17 protein-coding genes and 1 other annotated feature are annotated in these 18,469 nt (G+C 29.9%); of the genes, 2 read left to right on the top strand and 15 right to left on the bottom strand.

All coding sequences use genetic code 11. The features are described 5' to 3' along the window. Nucleotides 1-612: 612 nt before the first annotated feature. From E0K96_RS10350 to E0K96_RS10330, 5 genes are all read right to left on the bottom strand, one after another. Nucleotides 613-1,095, bottom strand: a complete 483-nt coding sequence (locus E0K96_RS10350; protein ID WP_168083030.1) for a nucleoside-diphosphate kinase — start codon at nucleotides 1,093-1,095, stop codon at nucleotides 613-615. A 21-nt stretch (nucleotides 1,096-1,116) separates the two neighbouring features. Next, nucleotides 1,117-3,330 carry a RelA/SpoT family protein gene (locus tag E0K96_RS10345; protein ID WP_168083028.1) on the bottom strand — a complete coding sequence of 738 codons (2,214 nt, stop codon included), beginning with the start codon at nucleotides 3,328-3,330 and terminating at the stop codon, nucleotides 1,117-1,119. A 54-nt stretch (nucleotides 3,331-3,384) separates the two neighbouring features. Beyond that, nucleotides 3,385-3,897 carry an adenine phosphoribosyltransferase gene (locus tag E0K96_RS10340; RefSeq protein WP_087297401.1) on the bottom strand — a complete coding sequence of 171 codons (513 nt, stop codon included), beginning with the start codon at nucleotides 3,895-3,897 and terminating at the stop codon, nucleotides 3,385-3,387. Nucleotides 3,898-3,956: 59 nt separating this feature from the next. Then, nucleotides 3,957-5,579, bottom strand: a complete 1,623-nt coding sequence (gene recJ, locus E0K96_RS10335; RefSeq protein ID WP_168083026.1) for a single-stranded-DNA-specific exonuclease RecJ — start codon at nucleotides 5,577-5,579, stop codon at nucleotides 3,957-3,959. 151 nt (nucleotides 5,580-5,730) lie between these two features. Continuing rightward, nucleotides 5,731-6,018: a post-transcriptional regulator gene (locus tag E0K96_RS10330; protein ID WP_168083024.1), complete on the bottom strand. Its 288-nt coding sequence runs from the start codon at nucleotides 6,016-6,018 to the stop codon at nucleotides 5,731-5,733. 79 nt (nucleotides 6,019-6,097) lie between these two features. Between E0K96_RS10330 and E0K96_RS10325 the strand changes: the two genes are divergently transcribed. Then, nucleotides 6,098-7,408: an oligosaccharide flippase family protein gene (locus E0K96_RS10325; RefSeq protein WP_168083022.1), complete on the top strand. Its 1,311-nt coding sequence runs from the start codon at nucleotides 6,098-6,100 to the stop codon at nucleotides 7,406-7,408. Here E0K96_RS10325 and E0K96_RS10320 read toward each other — a convergent pair. The 10 genes from E0K96_RS10320 to E0K96_RS10275 form a co-directional block, all read right to left on the bottom strand. Beyond that, entirely contained in the window at nucleotides 7,403-8,542 is a 1,140-nt protein-coding gene (locus E0K96_RS10320; protein WP_168083020.1) for an aminotransferase class I/II-fold pyridoxal phosphate-dependent enzyme, read from the bottom strand. The two genes, E0K96_RS10325 and E0K96_RS10320, sit on opposite strands and share 6 nt — an antisense overlap. Next, complete coding sequence (locus E0K96_RS10315; protein WP_168083018.1) at nucleotides 8,542-9,270, bottom strand: amino acid ABC transporter ATP-binding protein; 729 nt, start codon at nucleotides 9,268-9,270, stop codon at nucleotides 8,542-8,544. Before E0K96_RS10315 ends, E0K96_RS10320 begins: the two co-directional genes overlap by 1 nt. Next, on the bottom strand, nucleotides 9,263-9,934 hold the full coding sequence (locus tag E0K96_RS10310; protein WP_087303675.1) for an amino acid ABC transporter permease: 672 nt from the start codon (nucleotides 9,932-9,934) through the stop codon (nucleotides 9,263-9,265). Before E0K96_RS10310 ends, E0K96_RS10315 begins: the two co-directional genes overlap by 8 nt. Before the next feature lie 5 nt (nucleotides 9,935-9,939). Further along, nucleotides 9,940-10,686 (bottom strand): transporter substrate-binding domain-containing protein, encoded by a 747-nt coding sequence (locus tag E0K96_RS10305; protein WP_087303676.1) that lies wholly within the window; start codon nucleotides 10,684-10,686, stop codon nucleotides 9,940-9,942. A 132-nt stretch (nucleotides 10,687-10,818) separates the two neighbouring features. After that, nucleotides 10,819-11,025: a binding site (T-box leader), on the bottom strand. A 126-nt stretch (nucleotides 11,026-11,151) separates the two neighbouring features. After that, complete coding sequence (locus E0K96_RS10300; RefSeq protein ID WP_087303677.1) at nucleotides 11,152-11,391, bottom strand: hypothetical protein; 240 nt, start codon at nucleotides 11,389-11,391, stop codon at nucleotides 11,152-11,154. 8 nt (nucleotides 11,392-11,399) lie between these two features. Then, the gene (locus E0K96_RS10295) at nucleotides 11,400-11,936 is read right to left on the bottom strand and encodes a nitroreductase family protein (RefSeq protein ID WP_168083016.1); all 537 of its coding nucleotides are present in this window, start codon (nucleotides 11,934-11,936) and stop codon (nucleotides 11,400-11,402) included. 54 nt (nucleotides 11,937-11,990) lie between these two features. Continuing rightward, entirely contained in the window at nucleotides 11,991-12,920 is a 930-nt protein-coding gene (locus tag E0K96_RS10290; RefSeq protein ID WP_168083014.1) for a hypothetical protein, read from the bottom strand. Nucleotides 12,921-12,989: 69 nt separating this feature from the next. Then, complete coding sequence (gene htpG, locus E0K96_RS10285; protein ID WP_168083012.1) at nucleotides 12,990-14,885, bottom strand: molecular chaperone HtpG; 1,896 nt, start codon at nucleotides 14,883-14,885, stop codon at nucleotides 12,990-12,992. A 201-nt stretch (nucleotides 14,886-15,086) separates the two neighbouring features. Continuing rightward, entirely contained in the window at nucleotides 15,087-16,499 is a 1,413-nt protein-coding gene (locus E0K96_RS10280) for a glycoside hydrolase family 1 protein (RefSeq protein ID WP_087242708.1), read from the bottom strand. 225 nt (nucleotides 16,500-16,724) lie between these two features. After that, nucleotides 16,725-17,411 (bottom strand): nitroreductase family protein, encoded by a 687-nt coding sequence (locus tag E0K96_RS10275; RefSeq protein WP_168083010.1) that lies wholly within the window; start codon nucleotides 17,409-17,411, stop codon nucleotides 16,725-16,727. Nucleotides 17,412-17,572: 161 nt separating this feature from the next. On the opposite strand from E0K96_RS10275, the gene E0K96_RS10270 reads away from it, so the two are divergent. Further along, nucleotides 17,573-18,457, top strand: a complete 885-nt coding sequence (locus E0K96_RS10270) for a MurR/RpiR family transcriptional regulator (RefSeq protein ID WP_087242712.1) — start codon at nucleotides 17,573-17,575, stop codon at nucleotides 18,455-18,457. Nucleotides 18,458-18,469 lie beyond the last annotated feature (12 nt).

Here is an 18,469-nt window from a genome sequence, read left to right as displayed (position 1 = left end):
TAAAAAAGATAGAAATCAAGTTTTTCACTTCTTGATTTCTATCCTTTATTTTAAAGAAGAAATATTATCTTCAATGTGATTTATTTATATAAATGTTATAAATAATGATGACACTCAATTATCTATTTGCTTATCATTACTCAACTCTATCTTATTGTTTTATTTCTTAAAAACTCTTTTTTATTTCCATACATATCATTTGAAATATTCAATAAGACTTCATTTCATATTGATAATCTCATGAATAATGTTTCCATATTTTCTATAAAGCGATATCATTATGTCCTTTTTTACTCATTTATCATGAATCAATAAACTTTCTCATTCACCCATCATGATCACTCTTTATTATATCATGAACTTTTTTTATATTTATGGCCTATCTTTTCCAGGCCTATTGTATGTTAGGGGGTAGAATATCTCTTTCCAATCTATAATCTTTTGGAAGATCAAGATTGTCAACGAATTTAAGTCCTAAATACAATGTTTTTTCTTTTATTTTTCTTTCCATCATTTTTAAGACCTCCTTTCGTTTCTTTCCTTTTCTTCGCTTATATTTTAACACACTTTTTATAAAAATGAAAGCCTTTTCATTTTCGTATTATGAAAATGTTATTGAATGAATTTTTCCCATATAATCAACTCTTTTTGAGCATCTTCATGAGAAGATGAAGCATGAATAATATTATCAACAAGACGATATTCCTGATCAGCTAATTCATAGCTATCACAACTCAATTCTCCACGAATACTCTGTGGATCTGCCTGTATTGGATTTGTCTTTCCAACAATTTTTCGAGAATACGTAATAATATCTTCATCACCATCATAACTCACTTTCATAGGCATAATATAGTGAGGGCCATCAAAATAGAAAGTATTAAATAATCTTGCAGGAAAATTAAAATCCTTTCCCTTTTCGTCAATAACGTAATGATAATGTTCCAATAAAATCTTCATGACATCTATATCTACCTGTACGACTTGTGATTTTTCAACATGTAATTGATGTTGAGCTAATATTTCAAGAACTCTTTGATTTTTATGGTCAACAAAAGCATCAGGTTTTAACATCATATAAGTATATTGTTTCATTTTCTTCTCCTCTTTTCTATATTAATGAATCACTCTTGTAATATTATAAATACCTTGAATTTTATTTAAATTGTCAATAGTCAACTGTAAAAGCTCTGCATTTTCAACCGAAAGCTTTAATTGAATTTGCGCCTCTGTATCTACAACTCCAGCATTAATATTTAAAATGTTGACTTTCACCTGTCCTAATACAGTAATAATATCATTTAATAAATTAGGACGGTCTAAACCTCTAATATCAATATCAACCTCAAAACGTTTTTGCATAATATTAGTATAATCCCAATACACATCAATTAAACGTCCTTTTTCAACACCTTTTAAGTTAGGGCAATCACTACGATGTACTTTGATTCCCTGTCCCTTAGATACATATCCAACAATATCATCTCCAGGAATAGGATTACAGCATTTAGATAACTGTATTTTCAGCCCATCAACACCTTTAACACTGATTCCTAAACTACTGCTTTTCTTTTGATTTTTTAAAGCATTATTATTCTTCTTTAAAATCTTTGAAAGATTATCAAAGAATCCAGTTTTGCTTGGAAGAACCTTATCAATCAATGTAGAAGCAGTTGCTTGTTTCTTTCCAATGACTAACATTAAATCATCAAAATTACGAGCACCAAAAGAACCAAAATAAGATTTATACGTATCAGGATCCATAAATTTCTTTTCATCCAAATTACGTTTACGAATTTCTTCCTTTAATAATTTTTTTCCTTCCTCAATAGCTTCTTTTTGAGTTTCAGCATCTTTCTTTGAAATATACTGTCTGATTTTATTTCTGGCTCCTGCTGTCTGAACAAATTTCAACCAGTCTTCACTTGGTCCAGAATTTTTATTTGTTTTAATTTCACAGACATCACCTGTTTTTAATTTGGTATTAATAGGAACCATAACATTATTGACAATAGCTCCTACAGCATGATGTCCAACTTCTGTATGAATACGATAAGCAAAATCAATAGGTGTTGAGCCGTTTGGTAACTCTACAATCTTACCTTGAGGCGTCATAACATAAACATTAGCTTCAAAAATATCTCTTTTTAAAGAATCATAATATTCCTTAGCATCACCATCTTTGATTTCATCACTTAAAGTAATAAAATCACCTAACCATTGTAACTTATCAACGATATCTTTTTGTTCCTGTTTAGATGAATATTCTTTTCCTTCTTTATAACGCCAGTGAGAAGCAACTCCACGTTCAGCTAATTCATCCATTTCTTCTGTACGAATCTGAATTTCAAAAATATGCCCGTCTTCTCCTATAACCGCTGTATGCAAAGACTGATACATATTAGGTTTAGGCATCGCAATATAATCTTTAAAACGTCCAGGTAATGGACGATAATGATCATGAATAATACCTAAAACTTCATAACATTTCATTTTATCTTTTAAAATAATACGTAAAGCATTTAAATCATATAATTCATCAAAACGTTTATGCTTGATAACCATTTTTTTATAGATACTATAAATATGTTTTGCACGTCCTTTAATGCGATATTCAATATGATTTTCATCCAATAATTCTTCTACTGATTTCATCATCTTCTCAACAGATTCTTTACGCTCACTACGTTTTTGTTCTAATAATTCAGAAATTTCTAAATAAGCTTTAGGATCCAAATAATGTAAGCATAAATCTTCTAATTCAATACGAATATCATTAATACCTAAACGATGTGCAATTGGCGCATAGACTTCCAATGTTTCCCTAGAAATACGTTGTTGTTTTTCAGGTGTCATATATTGCAATGTGCGCATATTATGCAAACGATCTGCTAACTTAATCAAAATAACACGAATATCTTTAGCCATAGCAATATAAATTTTACGATGATTTTCAGCATAAACATCTGCTTCATCTTTAAATGGCATTTTATTGATCTTTGTTACACCTTCTACTAAACTTGTAATTTCTTCACCAAAACGCTCAACCATTTCATCATGCGAAACATCACAATCTTCCATGACATCATGTAAAAGCCCAGCTGCAATCGTTGTTGGTCCTGTCTGTAAAGTTGTTAGAATATATGCAACCCAAATCAGATGAATAGTATATGGTTCTCCACTTTTGCGCTTTTGTCCTTCATGTTTGACCATAATAAAATCATAAGCTTTTTGAATCAAATCTATACTTTCTTTTTTCGTGATGTAAGTTGAACAACTTTCTAATACATCATCAAAAGTAACTTGATCATGTGCTCCTTTATATTTCATATATCCTTCCTCCTTTACTTTGGCTTTATGCTAAAAAAGAGACACCGTCTCTTCTTAATACTTCAAGACTGAATAAACGTCATAATCTTTTAAAAGTTCTCTACCTTTCAAAGCTTCAAGTTCAATCAAAAAAGCAATTCCTACAACGTTTCCGCCCATTTTTTCAATTAAAGATACAGCTGCATCAACTGTACCACCAGTTGCTAATAAATCATCAACAATTAAAACATTCTGTCCAGGTTGAATACTATCACTGTGCATTTGAATTTCATTTGATCCATATTCTAAATCATATGACTGGCTTACAACTTCACGTGGTAATTTCCCTGGCTTTCTAACTGGAACAAAACCACAATTCAATGCCAAAGCCACTGGACATCCAAATAGAAATCCTCTCGCTTCTGGTCCTACAACAAGATCTACTTTTTTCTCTTTTGCAAAATCACTCAATAAGCGAATAGATTCCTGATAAGCATCTTTATCAGCTAAAAGTGGTGTCACATCTCTAAACAAGACACCTGGTTCTGGAAAATCAGGAATATCTTTAATATACTTTTTTAAATCCATAGCTTAAAAGCCCTCCTTATTTGCTTATTATATCAAAATTTTATCTTTTTATAAAGTCATTATACGATATCTTTAATAATAAAATTCAGACTTTTCTGATTTCGATATTCATTAATTTGTAATGATCCTATAACACTCATCCTTTTTATATTTTTAAGTTTTCCATATAAATCTCCATGCTGAAAATACAACATCGACACATGACTACGATTCAAGTCAGTTTGCATTTTTAAATGTTTTCCCTGACTTAATTGTTGTATTTGTGATACAGGTACATCCTTTAACATATATAACGGTTCTTCATTACTCATACCAAATGGTTCCAATAAAGATAAAGATTCAACATTTTTTATATCTATATCCTGTTCATCAATATGAAGAACTGTTGTTGTTGGATGCAAATGAAGATCTTTTAATGCATCCTTTATACATTGATAACATGAATCATAATGTGCTTCATCTACAGTAAATCCACCTGCCAAAGAATGTCCACCAAAAGCAACAAACTGATCTTGATGTTCCATAAAAAATTGATGTAAAGAAAAACCATCAATACTTCTGGCGCTTCCTTTATATAATCCCTTTTTCTCATCATATGCCATCACAAAGCCTGGACGCTCATATTCTCGAGTATATTTACCAGCAATCAAACCAACTAATCCTTCATGAACCTGATCACTTGACCAATATAGAAAATCATCTCCCATACCTTCCTTAGCCATTTCATATTGCTGATTTGTCATTGTTTGACGTTTGGTATTTAAAGAAATCGCCATTTGAGAAACTTTCACCATAAAATCTCTAGGAGCATTCTTTAAAAAATATTTCACTAAAACATTAGGCGAACAAAACTCTGGTAAACGTCCAAATGAATTAATTTTAGGTGCAATCACAAAACCTATACTTGTCGTTGAATATGTCTGCTGATTTCCTAATAATAGCTCTAATGAAGGATATTTTTCTTCCTTCATGAATGTTAAAGCTTTTTTCACTAATGAACGATTTTCATCCAATAATGGCATCATATCTGAAACCGTTGTAATTGCAGCCAAGCAATAAAGATATTTATCTTGTCTTCCTAATAAAGCACTCGCTAATTTATATGCTACAAAACCACCAGAAATTTCTTTAAATGGATAATCCGGAGATAATTTCGTATGAATAAAAGTACAGGCATCAGGTAAATCGTTATCAAATTGATGATGATCAGTAATGATAACATCAACACCCAATTCATTAGCTCTTTCTACCGCATCGAAAGCTTTGACTCCATTATCAACCGTAATAATAAGAGAATAACCTTTTTGTGCCATCTGTTCTACACGTTTAACATTGAGTCCATAACCATCATCAAAACGATTAGGAATGTGATACCCTACTTCTACACCTAATTCTAAAAAAGCTTGTACAAGAATTGTCGTTGCTAAAATACCATCACAATCATAATCACCATAAATACAAATTTTTTCATGATTTTCAATAGCTTCATGAATTCTTTCCAATGTCATATCAGCTTCTTCAAACAAAGAAAAATCATGATAAATTAAACGTGGACTTATAAAATCTTTTAAAGTGTTTTCATCATATTGACGACTTTCAATCACTTTTGCTAATAAAGAATTGATATGATATTGATTTTGAATCTGCTGATAATGTTGTGGCTCAATAATTTTATATTTCATAAAATATATCTATCTCCTTAAAGTTCATCCTTTTTCAATTACGTGTATTATAACATACGTATCTTTTATATTTCAAATAATCTGTTTGGCATGATATCAAATAAAAACACCTCTAACAAAAACAAAACGGTTAGAGGATCAATCATTATTATTATTTAGCTATAAAATCACTAAAATCATCTATATTCATGGTTGAAGCTTCTTTAATGACTTTCATTTTTAAATAATCAAAAACTTCTGAGAAACGTAATGACATAATATCATCAATAACATCACACATTGCTTTTGTTTCAACATCTTTCCATTTTATAGAATAAAGATAGTCTTTAATATCATAACTATTAATTTCATGAATTCCTTCATTTTTAAATTCATTAGCTTTTATACGAATTAAAAAAAGAATATCTAATGGCAAGTTATTCTTAATATTGATTTCCATTGACTGCACTTCCTAACATATTTTTTGAATAATTAACATATTTATTATAAAGGAAATTCGACAATAAAGGAAGTATTTTATGAAAAGAAAATTGATTAATTCATTTCTCATATTAACAAGCAGTACCCTCATCACAAAAGTCTTTTCTTTATTCAACAGAATGCTTTTATCCCGTCTTTTAGACGAAAATGGAATGGCTCTCTATATTTTGGTTATCCCGACACTTTCTTTATGTATTACCTTAGCTCAGTTTTCCATTCCATCTGCTGTTTTCCGCTTGATTTCACACCCCAAATACAACAATAAAAAAGTTATCGTTTCAGCTTTATGCATTTGTTTAGCAACATGTTTATTGATTATGGGTGGACTTTTGTTTTTTTCAAAAATAATTGCTCTCTATTTTCTAAAACAAAGTGATGCATATTTACCTTTATTATGCATCCTTCCATTCATTCCATTAGTTGGTATAAGTGGTATTATTAAGAATTACTATTTAGGAAGAGAAGATGTTTGGAACTTATCACTTGCACAATTATTTGAAGAAGTTTCTCGTATTCTTTTTACCTACATTGTTATTCAACAGTTTCATTATTTACCGATGACGTATTTAGTCAGCATTGCTATTTTAGCTATGAGTATTGGTGAACTCACTTCTATTCTTTTTTTAATGTTACGTTTAAAAAGGAAAATCAATTGGCATTATCATCCCATATCCTATTTTCAAAAACATTTTATATTTAAAGATATGATGAATATTGCTTTACCATTAACAGGTTCAAGACTGCTTCATGTCTGCTATAATTTTTTAGAACCCATCCTTTTGGTTTCTATTTTAACAAAACTTCATATAGGAGAAAACCAAATACACCTTCAATATGCGATTATTAACGGTTATGTCATTTCTTTGCTGGTTACACCTACTTTCTTTAATAATGTTGTTTTAAGATTGTTGATTCCTATTCTTAATAAAGATATTGCATACAATCGTTTAGAAGCATTAAAAAAACATGTTTTTTATAGTTTGGTCATCTGTTTTTTTATCAGTCTTCCTTTTACACTTATATTTTATTTTTATGGCGATGTCTGCCTTCAAATCATGTACAATACAACTAAAGGTTATCGTTGTTTACAATACATGTGTATTCCCTTTACAATCTTCTATTTACAAACACCTTTAAGCGCCACACTTCAAGCATTCAACAAAAATAAAGAAATGTTTATGATGAGCACATTTGAAGTTATTATTGAATTAATTTGTTTAATCATTTTAATTCCACGTTTTCATGTAGAAAGTGTGGCAATTGTCATGTTGATTGGTTTATTTTCGACACTGATGTTCTCAACTTATTTTGTCTATCAATTAGTATATAGACGCAAAAAAAGTCTATAGTTGAATATCTATAGACTGATGATCAAATTGTCTTAACCATTTAGAAAATGTAATAAGCCCTTCTTTAATTATCTTTTCATCTTGTGTAAAGCCAAAACGTAAATGATATTCTATATCAAATGCACTTCCTGGCACAAAAAATACACCCGTTTCTTTTTGAAGTTTTTCACAAAACTCTGCTGATGGTATATCCAAATGATAATGTAAGAAACAAACTGTTCCATGACGTGGTATAACACAAGAAACAAGTGGTTCTTGATCTAACCATTTTTTAAGAATAAGTTTATTTGTTTGACATATATCACGACTACGTTTTAAAATCACATCTTTATTTTCTAATACTAAACAAGCTAGATAATCATCTAATGGACCACTACTAATAATATGATAGTCACGTCGATAGTTTACTAAATCAATGACTTCCTGAGGTCCTTTTATCCAACCAAGTCTTAAACCAGCAAATGAGAAAACTTTTGATAAACTTTGTGTCACTATTGCTTTATCATAATAATCACTAAATGAAGGATATAATTCTAAACTTTCAGTATCTACACCACGATAGATTTCATCACATAAAATATAGCAATCATATTTTTGAGCTAATTTTATAATATCTTTCATTAATGACAAAGGTATTGTTGTTCCAGTAGGATTATTAGGTGAATTTAAGCATATCATTTTTGTATGTTCTTGTATACATGATTCAAAATCTTCAATTGTTGGTAACCAGTCATTTTCTTCTTTTAAAGGAATTAAAGAAACCTCACAACCTAATGATAATGGAAAATCATACATTTGCTGATAAGTTGGAAATAAACTAATAACATGGTCTCCTTTTTCTAACAAGCTCATTAATACCAGTTCATTAGCATTAATAGCTCCATGAGTTATAGTTATATTTTCAAATCCACCCTGTTCATAGAGTGATAAGATAGCTTTTTTTAAACGTGTTGATCCAACAATAGGACCATAATCCATTTTCATAGACATCATCTGTTTCGCTATATCCTCTTGAACAAATTGTTGAAGTTCTAATAAAGATAAGGATGACACACATGTTTCTGTCAAATTATATTGACAATCGTTTTCATGATCTGTCATCCATGTTTCTACTTTAAATTCATTAAGTTTCATTAATGCATAACCTTATTTAAGAAATCCTGTGCTCTTTGTGTTTTAGGATTTCTAAAGAATTCTTCAGCCGTATTTTCTTCAACAATTTTACCATCCTCTAAAAAGATAACACGATCTGCTACCGTTCTAGCAAATCCCATTTCGTGTGTCACAACAACCATTGTCATTCCTTCATTAGCCAATTCCTGCATAACTTCCAAAACTTCAATAACCATTTCTGGATCCAAAGCACTTGTAGGTTCATCAAATAACATGATTTGTGGATTCATGCATAAACTTCTTGCTATCGCAACCCTTTGTTTTTGCCCACCTGATAATTTATTTGGATATTCATCTTTCTTATCAAGAAGACCCACTCTTTCTAAATATTGACAAGCTATTTGTTCAGCTTCATCTTTGCTTTTTTTCATAACTTGAATAGGTGCTAAAGTCAGATTTTCTAAAACTGTCATATTTGGAAATAAATTAAAATGCTGAAATACAAATCCCATTAAACTTCTTAATTTTTTATAAGTTTCTGGATTTTTTTCATCAAGCAATTGATCATTCACATAAATATGTCCACTTTCTGGTTTCTCTAATCCATTAATACATCTTAAAACTGTACTTTTCCCAGAACCAGAAGGACCAATCAAACAAACAATCTCACCTTTTTTTATTTCTAAGGAAACATCATTAACAGCTTTTAAATCATTAAATTGTTTCACAATATTTTCTACTTTAATCACGGGCAGACAACTTCCTTTCTAAACGTCTTGAAATATATGAAATAGTGAGTGTCATCACGAGATATAAACACGCCGCCTCAAGTAAAGGATAAATCAAATTAAAAGTTCTTGATCCTAAAACTTGTGCACTCATAAGCAACTCAGTTGCTCCAATACAGCTAATCAATGATGAATCTTTAATTAAAGTGATAAATTCACTGACAATTGGTGGAATAATTCTCTTAAAGGCTTGTGGCAATACCACAAAACGCATTGTCTGAAAATAACTTAATCCTAATGTTTCACAGGCTTCCCATTGTCCTTTATCAATTCCCTGAATACCACTTCTGATTAATTCAGTTGAATAGGCTCCACTATTTATACTTAAAGCGATTAATCCACAAATATATGGATCAGGATTCATACGAGTTCCAGTTATTGACTGATAGATAACTGGAATAGCTATATAGAAGAACATAATTTGTAATAACATTGGTGTTCCTCGAATGACTTCTACATATATATTCCCAATCCATCTTAAAGGTGCATGTTTAGATAACTTTGAAGCAGCTCCCAATGTTCCTAAAATCATCCCAAAGAAAACTGCGAATGTCGCTAATATTAGCGACATTCCAGCACCTCTTAACATAAACATTAAATTTTCTTGTGTTAAAAGATTTTCCATTTATATTAAGCTCCCCATTTTTCTTTTAGTTCAGTATATTTATCAGATTTTATAAATTCATCTAAAGCTTTATTGACATCATCCATTAATTCTTGACTATCTTTATTTGCAATAATTAAATTTTCTTCTTCCAATAAAGCTTCATCAATCATTCTATATGCATCTTGTGAATCATAATTTTTAGCAACTGCATAATCTAAAATAACAGCATCAACACCACCAGATTTTAATGTTTCAACTAATACCTTAACATCTGTAACAGTTGTTACTTTCGCATCTTTAATATCATTAGCACATGCTTCTCCAGTTGCTGATAACTGTGCTCCGATTTTTTTACCTTCTAAATCTTTAACAGTCTGGATAGAACTATCTTCAGAAACTAAAGCTACTTGTTTAGAATCATTATATTTATTTGACCATAACACATCCCAGTCATCATGCATTGTAAAACCTGAAATACCTAAATCAATTTGTTTTGCCATTAAGCTTGTTGAAATTGTATCAAATGACATCTGTTTAAATTCATAAGTATAATTTCCACCATTTTCATTCATGATATTAATAAGCTCTTTTGTCATATCAATATCAAATCCTTCCATTTCACCATCAGTATTTAATGATTCATAAGGTGCATAATCAGGAGAAATACCAATCAATAACTTTTGTTCATTTGAACCACTTTCTCCTCCACCACATGCTGTCATTGTTAATGCCATAGCGGCAACTAATAATCCTTTAAATAATTTTTTCATTTTCATTCCCTCTTCTTTCTTTTTTGATTTTATTTATTTTATAGCTTCTGTGATTTTAATCAATCATCGCCGTAAACTCATCCTCATCAAAATCAATTCCCCCTTTGTATAAAAAAACGTCTCTTAGTTGAACTAAGAGACGAAATCATCGCGGTACCACTCTTTTTGATATATCAAAGATATATCCACCTCTATCCTTAAAGCAGATTCACTCGATACCCTACTTCTTTCAAGCATCGTTCTCCAAAGTGCGGTTCATTTAAACGCCTATACTGATCTCACACCAACATCAGCTCGCTTGATATTTGTTTAAACTACTCTCTTTTTCATCGAATTTTTTATATGCTTTTATTATATGCATTTGCATAAACATGTCAACACTTTTTTTACTTTTTATTTATATAAATCATTATATTTTGAATTTTACTATAAAAGCTATCATTATTTTATTATATTCACAAAAAATCATTTTATTTTTTTCATATAAAATAAAATTTGTGAACTTATATCATGAGCCTTTTGAATAGACTCATCCATCAAATCAAGTTGGTATTGAATCTCATCTAATTGATTATTCAGTTCTTGAATTTCTTGTTTTTGTTCTTTGATTTGTTTAATCTTTTTTGACATTTTTTCTCTACGATCTAATACATATATAGCCAATAATAAACAAACAAATCCACCAATAATATATAAAACTATCATATCTTTCCTCATTTCATTACTGTTATATCTTCAAATGTTTTACGTTGTGGTCTTTCAATTTCCATATCACTATAACCTAAAGCGATAACACTAACAACGGCTTGACTATCAGGAATCGCAAATATTTCCTTTATTTTCTGTTCATCACGAATACCCATAACCAACGTAGATAATCCTAATTCTGTTGCCTTCAACAAAAGATTCATATTATGCATACCACAATCATAATATCCCCATCCATTGCCAAGTTCATTCGTTGGTGTGCCATCTTTATTATAACCAGAACGATTCAAAACAATCGTGGAAACAATTAAAACAGGAGCTTGACCAACATTTTCCTGATTGAATTCTGGCAATGAACCTTTAACCTGCTGTAAAGCTTCTTTTGATTTAGCAATATAATAACGTGTCACCTGTGAGTTCTTCCATGAAGGCGCTAAAATCGCCGCTTCAATAACCTGACGAATTACATTATCATCAACTTTTTTTGACAGATATTGTCTTCTTGTACTTTTTCTTTTATTCAAAACTTCATTTAATTCCATGTTTTCATCACCTATCCTTATTATAATCTTGATAAATCCGTTTTGCAAATAAAGTTACATAGCATCATCTATATATTGTACAGGAATGATTGCCATTGGAGCAATATCAGGAATTTCATCACCATCATCATGAAGAGCATAATTTCCATTCAATGTTAAATAGACTTGATCACCTTTTGATAACTGATAAGGTATAAAAACATCTTCTCCATAAACACTATCTAAACACAAGCATAGCTTTTCATCTTTTTGGTAATCAGATGAAGTTGATTCAGGCTTGAAAAAAATCTGATTGTCATTTTTTTCAATGACTGTTGCTAAAACTCTTGAATAACCTTCCAGTTTTGAAGAGTCAGTCACATCATTTTGTTGACTTGTCAGCCAATCTTGAGAAGTGATCTGAATAGATTCATACGGAAAAATAGCTTCTGCAACCTGATAGTCACTATCTAAATTAATAATATGAATTTCAACAGCACTATCACAATTTCCCGTTGTCAATACACGACTCGCTGTAACAAGACTTATAATGCCAAGCATGTTCCCACCTACTTGAAAAGCTTCACTTGAAAAAATATCTACAAAATGTTCCTGATCAATCCAAATTGTCATAGACGAATAATCATCACTATAATCCATCTGATAATCTTCTCCCATTTTCATAAATTCTTGTGTAGCCTGTTCAATAAGCTTCTTATTTTGATTGACCAGTGCTTGTTTTTGTTCATCAGTTGCTTCAATAATCAGATATTTACCATCTCGATAAATCTTTTCACCATATTGAGAATCAATCTTTAAAGATTGATCATTAGAGACATATGTCATAAAATCTTCATATTCCTCTTTTCCTAAAAACCAATCATAATAACCTGCAAAACGATATTCTGTTAGATTCGCCTGTTGAGATCCGTCTTGAGATTGACAACCTGTTATCAATATTAATAAACAACTTATAATCATTATAGAAATACCCTTTTTTATCATAATTCGTCACCCAAATCTATTATAACATAAAAAAAGAAACGATTTATCAAAACCGTTTCCTCCAATGACTTATTTATTTGCATCTACCATTAATTGACAAACCTTATTAGAAAATTCAACAGGATCATCAATACTAAATCCTTCAATTAATAAAGCCTGATCATATAACAATGATGCATAATCATTAATTTTATCTTTATCTTTTTCAAATAAAGATTGTAAAGCTGTAAAGATTGCATGATTTGGATTAATTTCTAAAATTCTTCCTGCTTTGATATTTTGTCCATCAGGCATTTGATTGAGAACTTTTTCCATTTCAAAAGAAACACCTTCGCTACTTACCAAACAAACAGGATGTGTTTTTAAACGTGAAGATACTTTGACATCTTGAACTTTATCTTTCAATGCATCTTTAAGAGTTGAGATTAAGTCTTTATTATCTTCACTGACTTTTTCTAACTCTTTCTTTTCTTCTTCACTATCAATATCTAAATCACCTTGATTGATATTTTTAAATGGTTTTTCTTTATAATCTCTTAACATCTGAATACAGAATTCATCTACATTATCAATCATATAAAGAATATCAAATCCTTTATCTTTAACCATTTCTACTGTTGGTAAATGATCAATCTTTTCATAGCTTTCGCCACTGGCAAAATAGATTTCTTTTTGACCATCTTTCATGTTTTCAACATATTCATTGAAAGTTATCATTTTCTTTTCATTTGCACTATAATATAACAATAAATCTTGTAATTTATCTTTTAACATACCATAGCTGTTATAAATACCGAATTTTAACTGTAATCCAAAACTCTTAAAGAATTCTTCATATTTTTCACGATCATTCTTTAACATTTTTTCAAGTTCACTTTGAATACGTTTTTCAATTTTATCAGCAATAATTCTCAATTGACGATCATGTTGTAACATTTCACGAGAAATATTTAATGATAAATCCTGTGAATCTACTAAACCTTTCACAAATCTGAAATGTTCAGGAACAAGTTCACTGGCTTTATCCATAATAAAGACACCACGAGAATAAAGTTGTAAACCTTTTTCATAATCTTGTGAATAGTAATTCATTGGCGGTTTAGAAGGAATAAATAATAATGAATCATAAGAAATTGTTCCTTCTACACTGTTATGCATAACACATAATGGATCGCTAAAATCATTAAATTTATCTTTATAGAATTCATTATAATCTTCTTCTGTGATTTCCTTTTTAGGTCTTTTCCATAAAGGAACCATTGAATTTAATGTCTTATTTTCAATGACTTGTTCATATTCATCACTATCTTCTTTTTTCTTAGAAGTTGTCATATCCATCTTAATTGGGTAATGAACATAATCAGAATATTTCTTAACTAATCTTTGAATTTCATATTCATCTAAATATTGGTCATAATTTTCATCATCAGTGTTATCTTTTAAATATAAGTTAATTCTTGTTCCATGATTTGGATAATCAATTTCGTTGATTGTATATCCATCACTTGTATCAGATTCCCAGATATAAGCCTGATCTTCTCCATACTTTTTAGAAATCACTTCCACCTTATGAGCAACCATAAATGCTGAATAGAATCCAACACCAAATTGTCCAATAATGTCAACATCATCTTGTCCTTTTTCTAATGCCTGTTTAAATTCAAAAGAACCACTATTAGCAATTGTTCCTAAATGTTCTTCTAATTCATCTGCATTCATACCAATACCTTGATCAATAATAGATAACATACGATGATCTTTATTGATGACAATTTGAATAGATAAATCTTCTCTTGAAATACCATTTAAATTTTCAGTCAATGCTTTGTAATATAACTTATCTGAAGCATCACTGGCATTTGAAATCAATTCTCTTAAAAAAATCTCTTTATGTGTATAAATAGAGTTAATCATTAAATCTAATAATCTTTGCGACTCAGCTTTAAACTGTTTCTTTTCTGCCATATTTACATCTCCTTTTATTAGCACTCTATCTATTTTTGTGCTAATAGTATCTTACACCTATCTTTTAGCACTGTCAACCCAGATGTGCTAATTTTTCTTTTTTTATCCGTCTCATAAAAATAACTACATTGAATATTCTTTTTTAATATAATTTTTATCAAAAAAAGAATGGTCAAGTCAACTTGCCATTCTTTGATTTTATTAATCTAAATCTTCACCATTAGATTTAAATGCTTTAGCAACCCAATAGAATGATTTTTTAGGAATACGTTTTAAATCTCTGATATCTTTGTTTGTTCTGTTAACATAAACAAATCCATAACGTTTATCCATATTACACATACTTGCTAAAATATCAATTGGTCCCCAAGTAATATATCCTAAACAAGGAACACCATCTTCAAACATTGCGTTTTCCATTTCTTTAATATGATCTCTATGATAGTTGATACGATAATCATCTTCGATTGTTTTACCTGCAGCAAGCATTGCATCTACTTCTTCTTGAGTCATATCTTCACGCCATCCAATACCATTTTCAAGAACGAATACTGGTAAATCAGAACGTGTATGTAAATCATTTAATGTCCATCTAAATCCAATTGGGTCAATTTCCCATCCCCATTCATTGGCTTCACAATGAGGATTTTTGATCATATGTTCACCAACAACTTCATGATATGGTCTTTCTAAGTCAAATTCACCTTCAGTCACTGTATTAGAACGATAATAACTGAATGCAATATAATCAACAGTGTATTTTAATAATTCTTCATCGCCTTCTTCAAAATGAGGCATCCATCCTCTATTTTCAAGATAAGCTACCATATAATCTGGATATTTCCCTTTTGCAAAAACATCAACATGGAAACCATTCATATATTGATAAGCTTGCCATGCAAATAAGTTGTTTTTAGGTGTATTTGTGTATGGATAAATATTTGTAACAGCAGCCATACCACAGAATTTAGCATCTGGTTGTAATTCTCTTAATGCTTTAACAGCTTTACAATGTGCAATAAAGACATTATGGTTAACTTGATATAAATGTTTTGGTTCACTCACACCTTCAGGAATTTCTTCAGCATTAGAAACTCTTAACATTTGACCATGTAAATTTTGTTCATTGAAACTCATCCAATGTTTTACACGATCTCCAAATCTTTCAATACATACTCTTGCATATCTTTCAAAGCAATCTACAACATAACGAGATGCAAAACCATTATAATTTTTAACAAGATGGTAAGGCATATCAAAATGAACTAATGTAATCATTGGTTCAATACCTGCTGCCAATAACTTATCAATTAAATCACTATAGAACTTCACACCTTCTTCATTAACAGGTTCATCTAAAGTTCCATTAGGAATAATTCTTGACCAGCAAATAGAAAAACGATAGAAATTAAATCCCATTTCTTTCATTAATGCAATATCTTCATCATAACGATGATATTCATCAATCGCAACATTCCAATCTGAAAATTCAGGATTCATTGGTCTGACATCATAAATACAAACCCCTTTTCCTCCTTCATTTCTTGCTCCTTCAGTTTGGAATGATGATACAGAACCACCCCAATAAAAATCTTTTGGCATTTTCTTTTCCACTTATAAAGTCCTCCTTTTTCTCTTATATTCTCATTTTAAAAGATATTGACATATGAGTAAATATCTTTTCATAACTTTATAAATTAGTTTCATAATTATATAAAAAATGCATTGTCATATGAAACTTTGTTTCATAATTGTTCGTATTTATCTATTTTAGGCAGGCGATATCCAATGCAACTTAACATTTTATTAGAAATCGTATTTACCTGTCATTTTAATCACCTATCTTTGATCATCTTCATTGTCCCATTGAAAATGATTTTTTCCTGCACCTATTTCAAAATGATATTTCACAATACCTAAATCTAATTTTGTATAAAAACCTATTCCTCTTTTCACTTTCACTTTTCCATTTTCAAAACCAAACTTAAATTTCTGTTGATTCATAGCAGTTGGGGCCAATAATGCATAACGAACGCCTTCATAAAACCATTGTGGAAGATTTCCCTCTGTTTCTATAACATCTTTCGTATCTTTGCTTCGTCTAGCCACTCCTTGATTTTCACCATAACCAATTGAAATCACAGCTACTATTTTCTCATCAGAATCAAGATGAAGCACTTCTGGAATTTTTTTATAAGTTAAAGCCACCCAACATGTATTTAAACCTAACTGTTGTGCTAATAAAACAAGATGCTCTCCATAATAGCCACATTTACCCTGTAAATCAGGACTATTCTTCTTACCAATTAAAGCAATATAATGTTGAACTCCCTTAAACTTACCATAATGAGCCAGCTGACTTTGAAAAGCACGCGGTTCATTGAGAATCAACTGAATGTTCAAATCACCCTCCTGATTACATTTTTCAATTTGTTTTTCTAATATTTGTATTTTTTCATCATCAATGGGTTTATCTAAATATTGACGAACACTATGTCGTTTTTCTACTGCTTCTTTGATATCCATTATGAATCTCCTTTCACCCATTCATCAATACTGATTCTATTCTAACACAAAGCATCATAAAATACTTCAAAAATATATCAAACATCATTTTTCATAATAAGAGTAAAAATCATCACTTCTATGGAACAAAGTTTCATGGTATACTAGGATTGGTGATAAAAATGAGTATAATGACACAATTAGAATTTGAACTGGAATTCTCTCAATCAGAAAAACAAATTGCAAAATACATTTTAAATCATGGTGAAGAAGTTTTAAGTATGTCAGTCAAAGAACTGGCAAAAGAAACATATACTTCTCCTGCGACCATTGTCAGACTCTGTAAAAAAATAGGTTTAGAAGGTTATAATGATTTTAAAATCAAATATTCTGCCGAATTACAATATGATTTACATCATACTGATCGTATTGATGTCAATTTTCCTTTTTCTAAAGATGACAGTTATCCTATGATTTGTCATAAGTTATCTTCTCTTTATCAGGAAGTCATTGCAGATACAATTAAACTTATTGATTTTACTGAATTAAATAAGATTGTTGATTTATTATATCCCCATCAGCATATTGATATTTATGGCTCTGGTAATTCCTTATTAGCAGCCATGAGTTTTCAACATAAGATGATGCGTATTTCCAGAGATGTCAATTTAAGAATTTTACATGGTGAACAGGTCTTTATGTCATATAATTCCAATTCCTCACGTATTGCGATGATTATTTCTTATTCAGGAGAAACCAATGAAAATATTCAGATTGCTCAAACCTTAAAAGAAAACAATACACCCATCATTGTTTTAACATCAGTTGGTGATAACCGTTTATCTCATTATGCTGATTATATTTTAAATATTGGTTCTAGAGAAAAGATTTTTACGAAAATAGCTCCTTTTGCTTCACAAATTTCTATTGAATATCTCTTTAATGTCATTTTCTCTTGTATTTTTCAAAAAGACTATGAACAGAATATTCAAAATAAAATTAGTTACGATAAAAAGAATGATTTTCGTCATCCATTATCTAGTCCAGTGAGTGATGAAATAAAGTAATTTCATAATATG

The organism is Massilimicrobiota sp. SW1139 (assembly GCF_012027715.1).
GTDB lineage: Bacteria > Bacillota_I > Bacilli_A > Erysipelotrichales > Coprobacillaceae > Allocoprobacillus > Allocoprobacillus merdigallinarum.
The sequence above is the reverse complement of the archived record's forward strand: the minus strand, read 5'-3'. Positions and strand labels throughout refer to the sequence as shown.

Bases quoted from the DNA above. Each gene is read 5' to 3' on its own strand.
- E0K96_RS10350 (WP_168083030.1), bottom strand. From the start codon at position 1,095: ATGAAACAATATACTTATATGATGTTAAAACCTGATGCTTTTGTTGAC.
- E0K96_RS10345 (WP_168083028.1), bottom strand. From the start codon at position 3,330: ATGAAATATAAAGGAGCACATGATCAAGTTACTTTTGATGATGTATTA.
- E0K96_RS10340 (WP_087297401.1), bottom strand. From the start codon at position 3,897: ATGGATTTAAAAAAGTATATTAAAGATATTCCTGATTTTCCAGAACCA.
- recJ (WP_168083026.1), bottom strand. From the start codon at position 5,579: ATGAAATATAAAATTATTGAGCCACAACATTATCAGCAGATTCAAAAT.
- E0K96_RS10330 (WP_168083024.1), bottom strand. From the start codon at position 6,018: ATGGAAATCAATATTAAGAATAACTTGCCATTAGATATTCTTTTTTTA.
- E0K96_RS10325 (WP_168083022.1), top strand. From the start codon at position 6,098: ATGAAAAGAAAATTGATTAATTCATTTCTCATATTAACAAGCAGTACC.
- E0K96_RS10320 (WP_168083020.1), bottom strand. From the start codon at position 8,542: ATGAAACTTAATGAATTTAAAGTAGAAACATGGATGACAGATCATGAA.
- E0K96_RS10310 (WP_087303675.1), bottom strand. From the start codon at position 9,934: ATGGAAAATCTTTTAACACAAGAAAATTTAATGTTTATGTTAAGAGGT.
- E0K96_RS10305 (WP_087303676.1), bottom strand. From the start codon at position 10,686: ATGAAAAAATTATTTAAAGGATTATTAGTTGCCGCTATGGCATTAACA.
- E0K96_RS10300 (WP_087303677.1), bottom strand. From the start codon at position 11,391: ATGATAGTTTTATATATTATTGGTGGATTTGTTTGTTTATTATTGGCT.
- E0K96_RS10295 (WP_168083016.1), bottom strand. From the start codon at position 11,936: ATGGAATTAAATGAAGTTTTGAATAAAAGAAAAAGTACAAGAAGACAA.
- E0K96_RS10290 (WP_168083014.1), bottom strand. From the start codon at position 12,920: ATGATAAAAAAGGGTATTTCTATAATGATTATAAGTTGTTTATTAATA.
- htpG (WP_168083012.1), bottom strand. From the start codon at position 14,885: ATGGCAGAAAAGAAACAGTTTAAAGCTGAGTCGCAAAGATTATTAGAT.
- E0K96_RS10275 (WP_168083010.1), bottom strand. From the start codon at position 17,411: ATGGATATCAAAGAAGCAGTAGAAAAACGACATAGTGTTCGTCAATAT.
- E0K96_RS10270 (WP_087242712.1), top strand. From the start codon at position 17,573: ATGAGTATAATGACACAATTAGAATTTGAACTGGAATTCTCTCAATCA.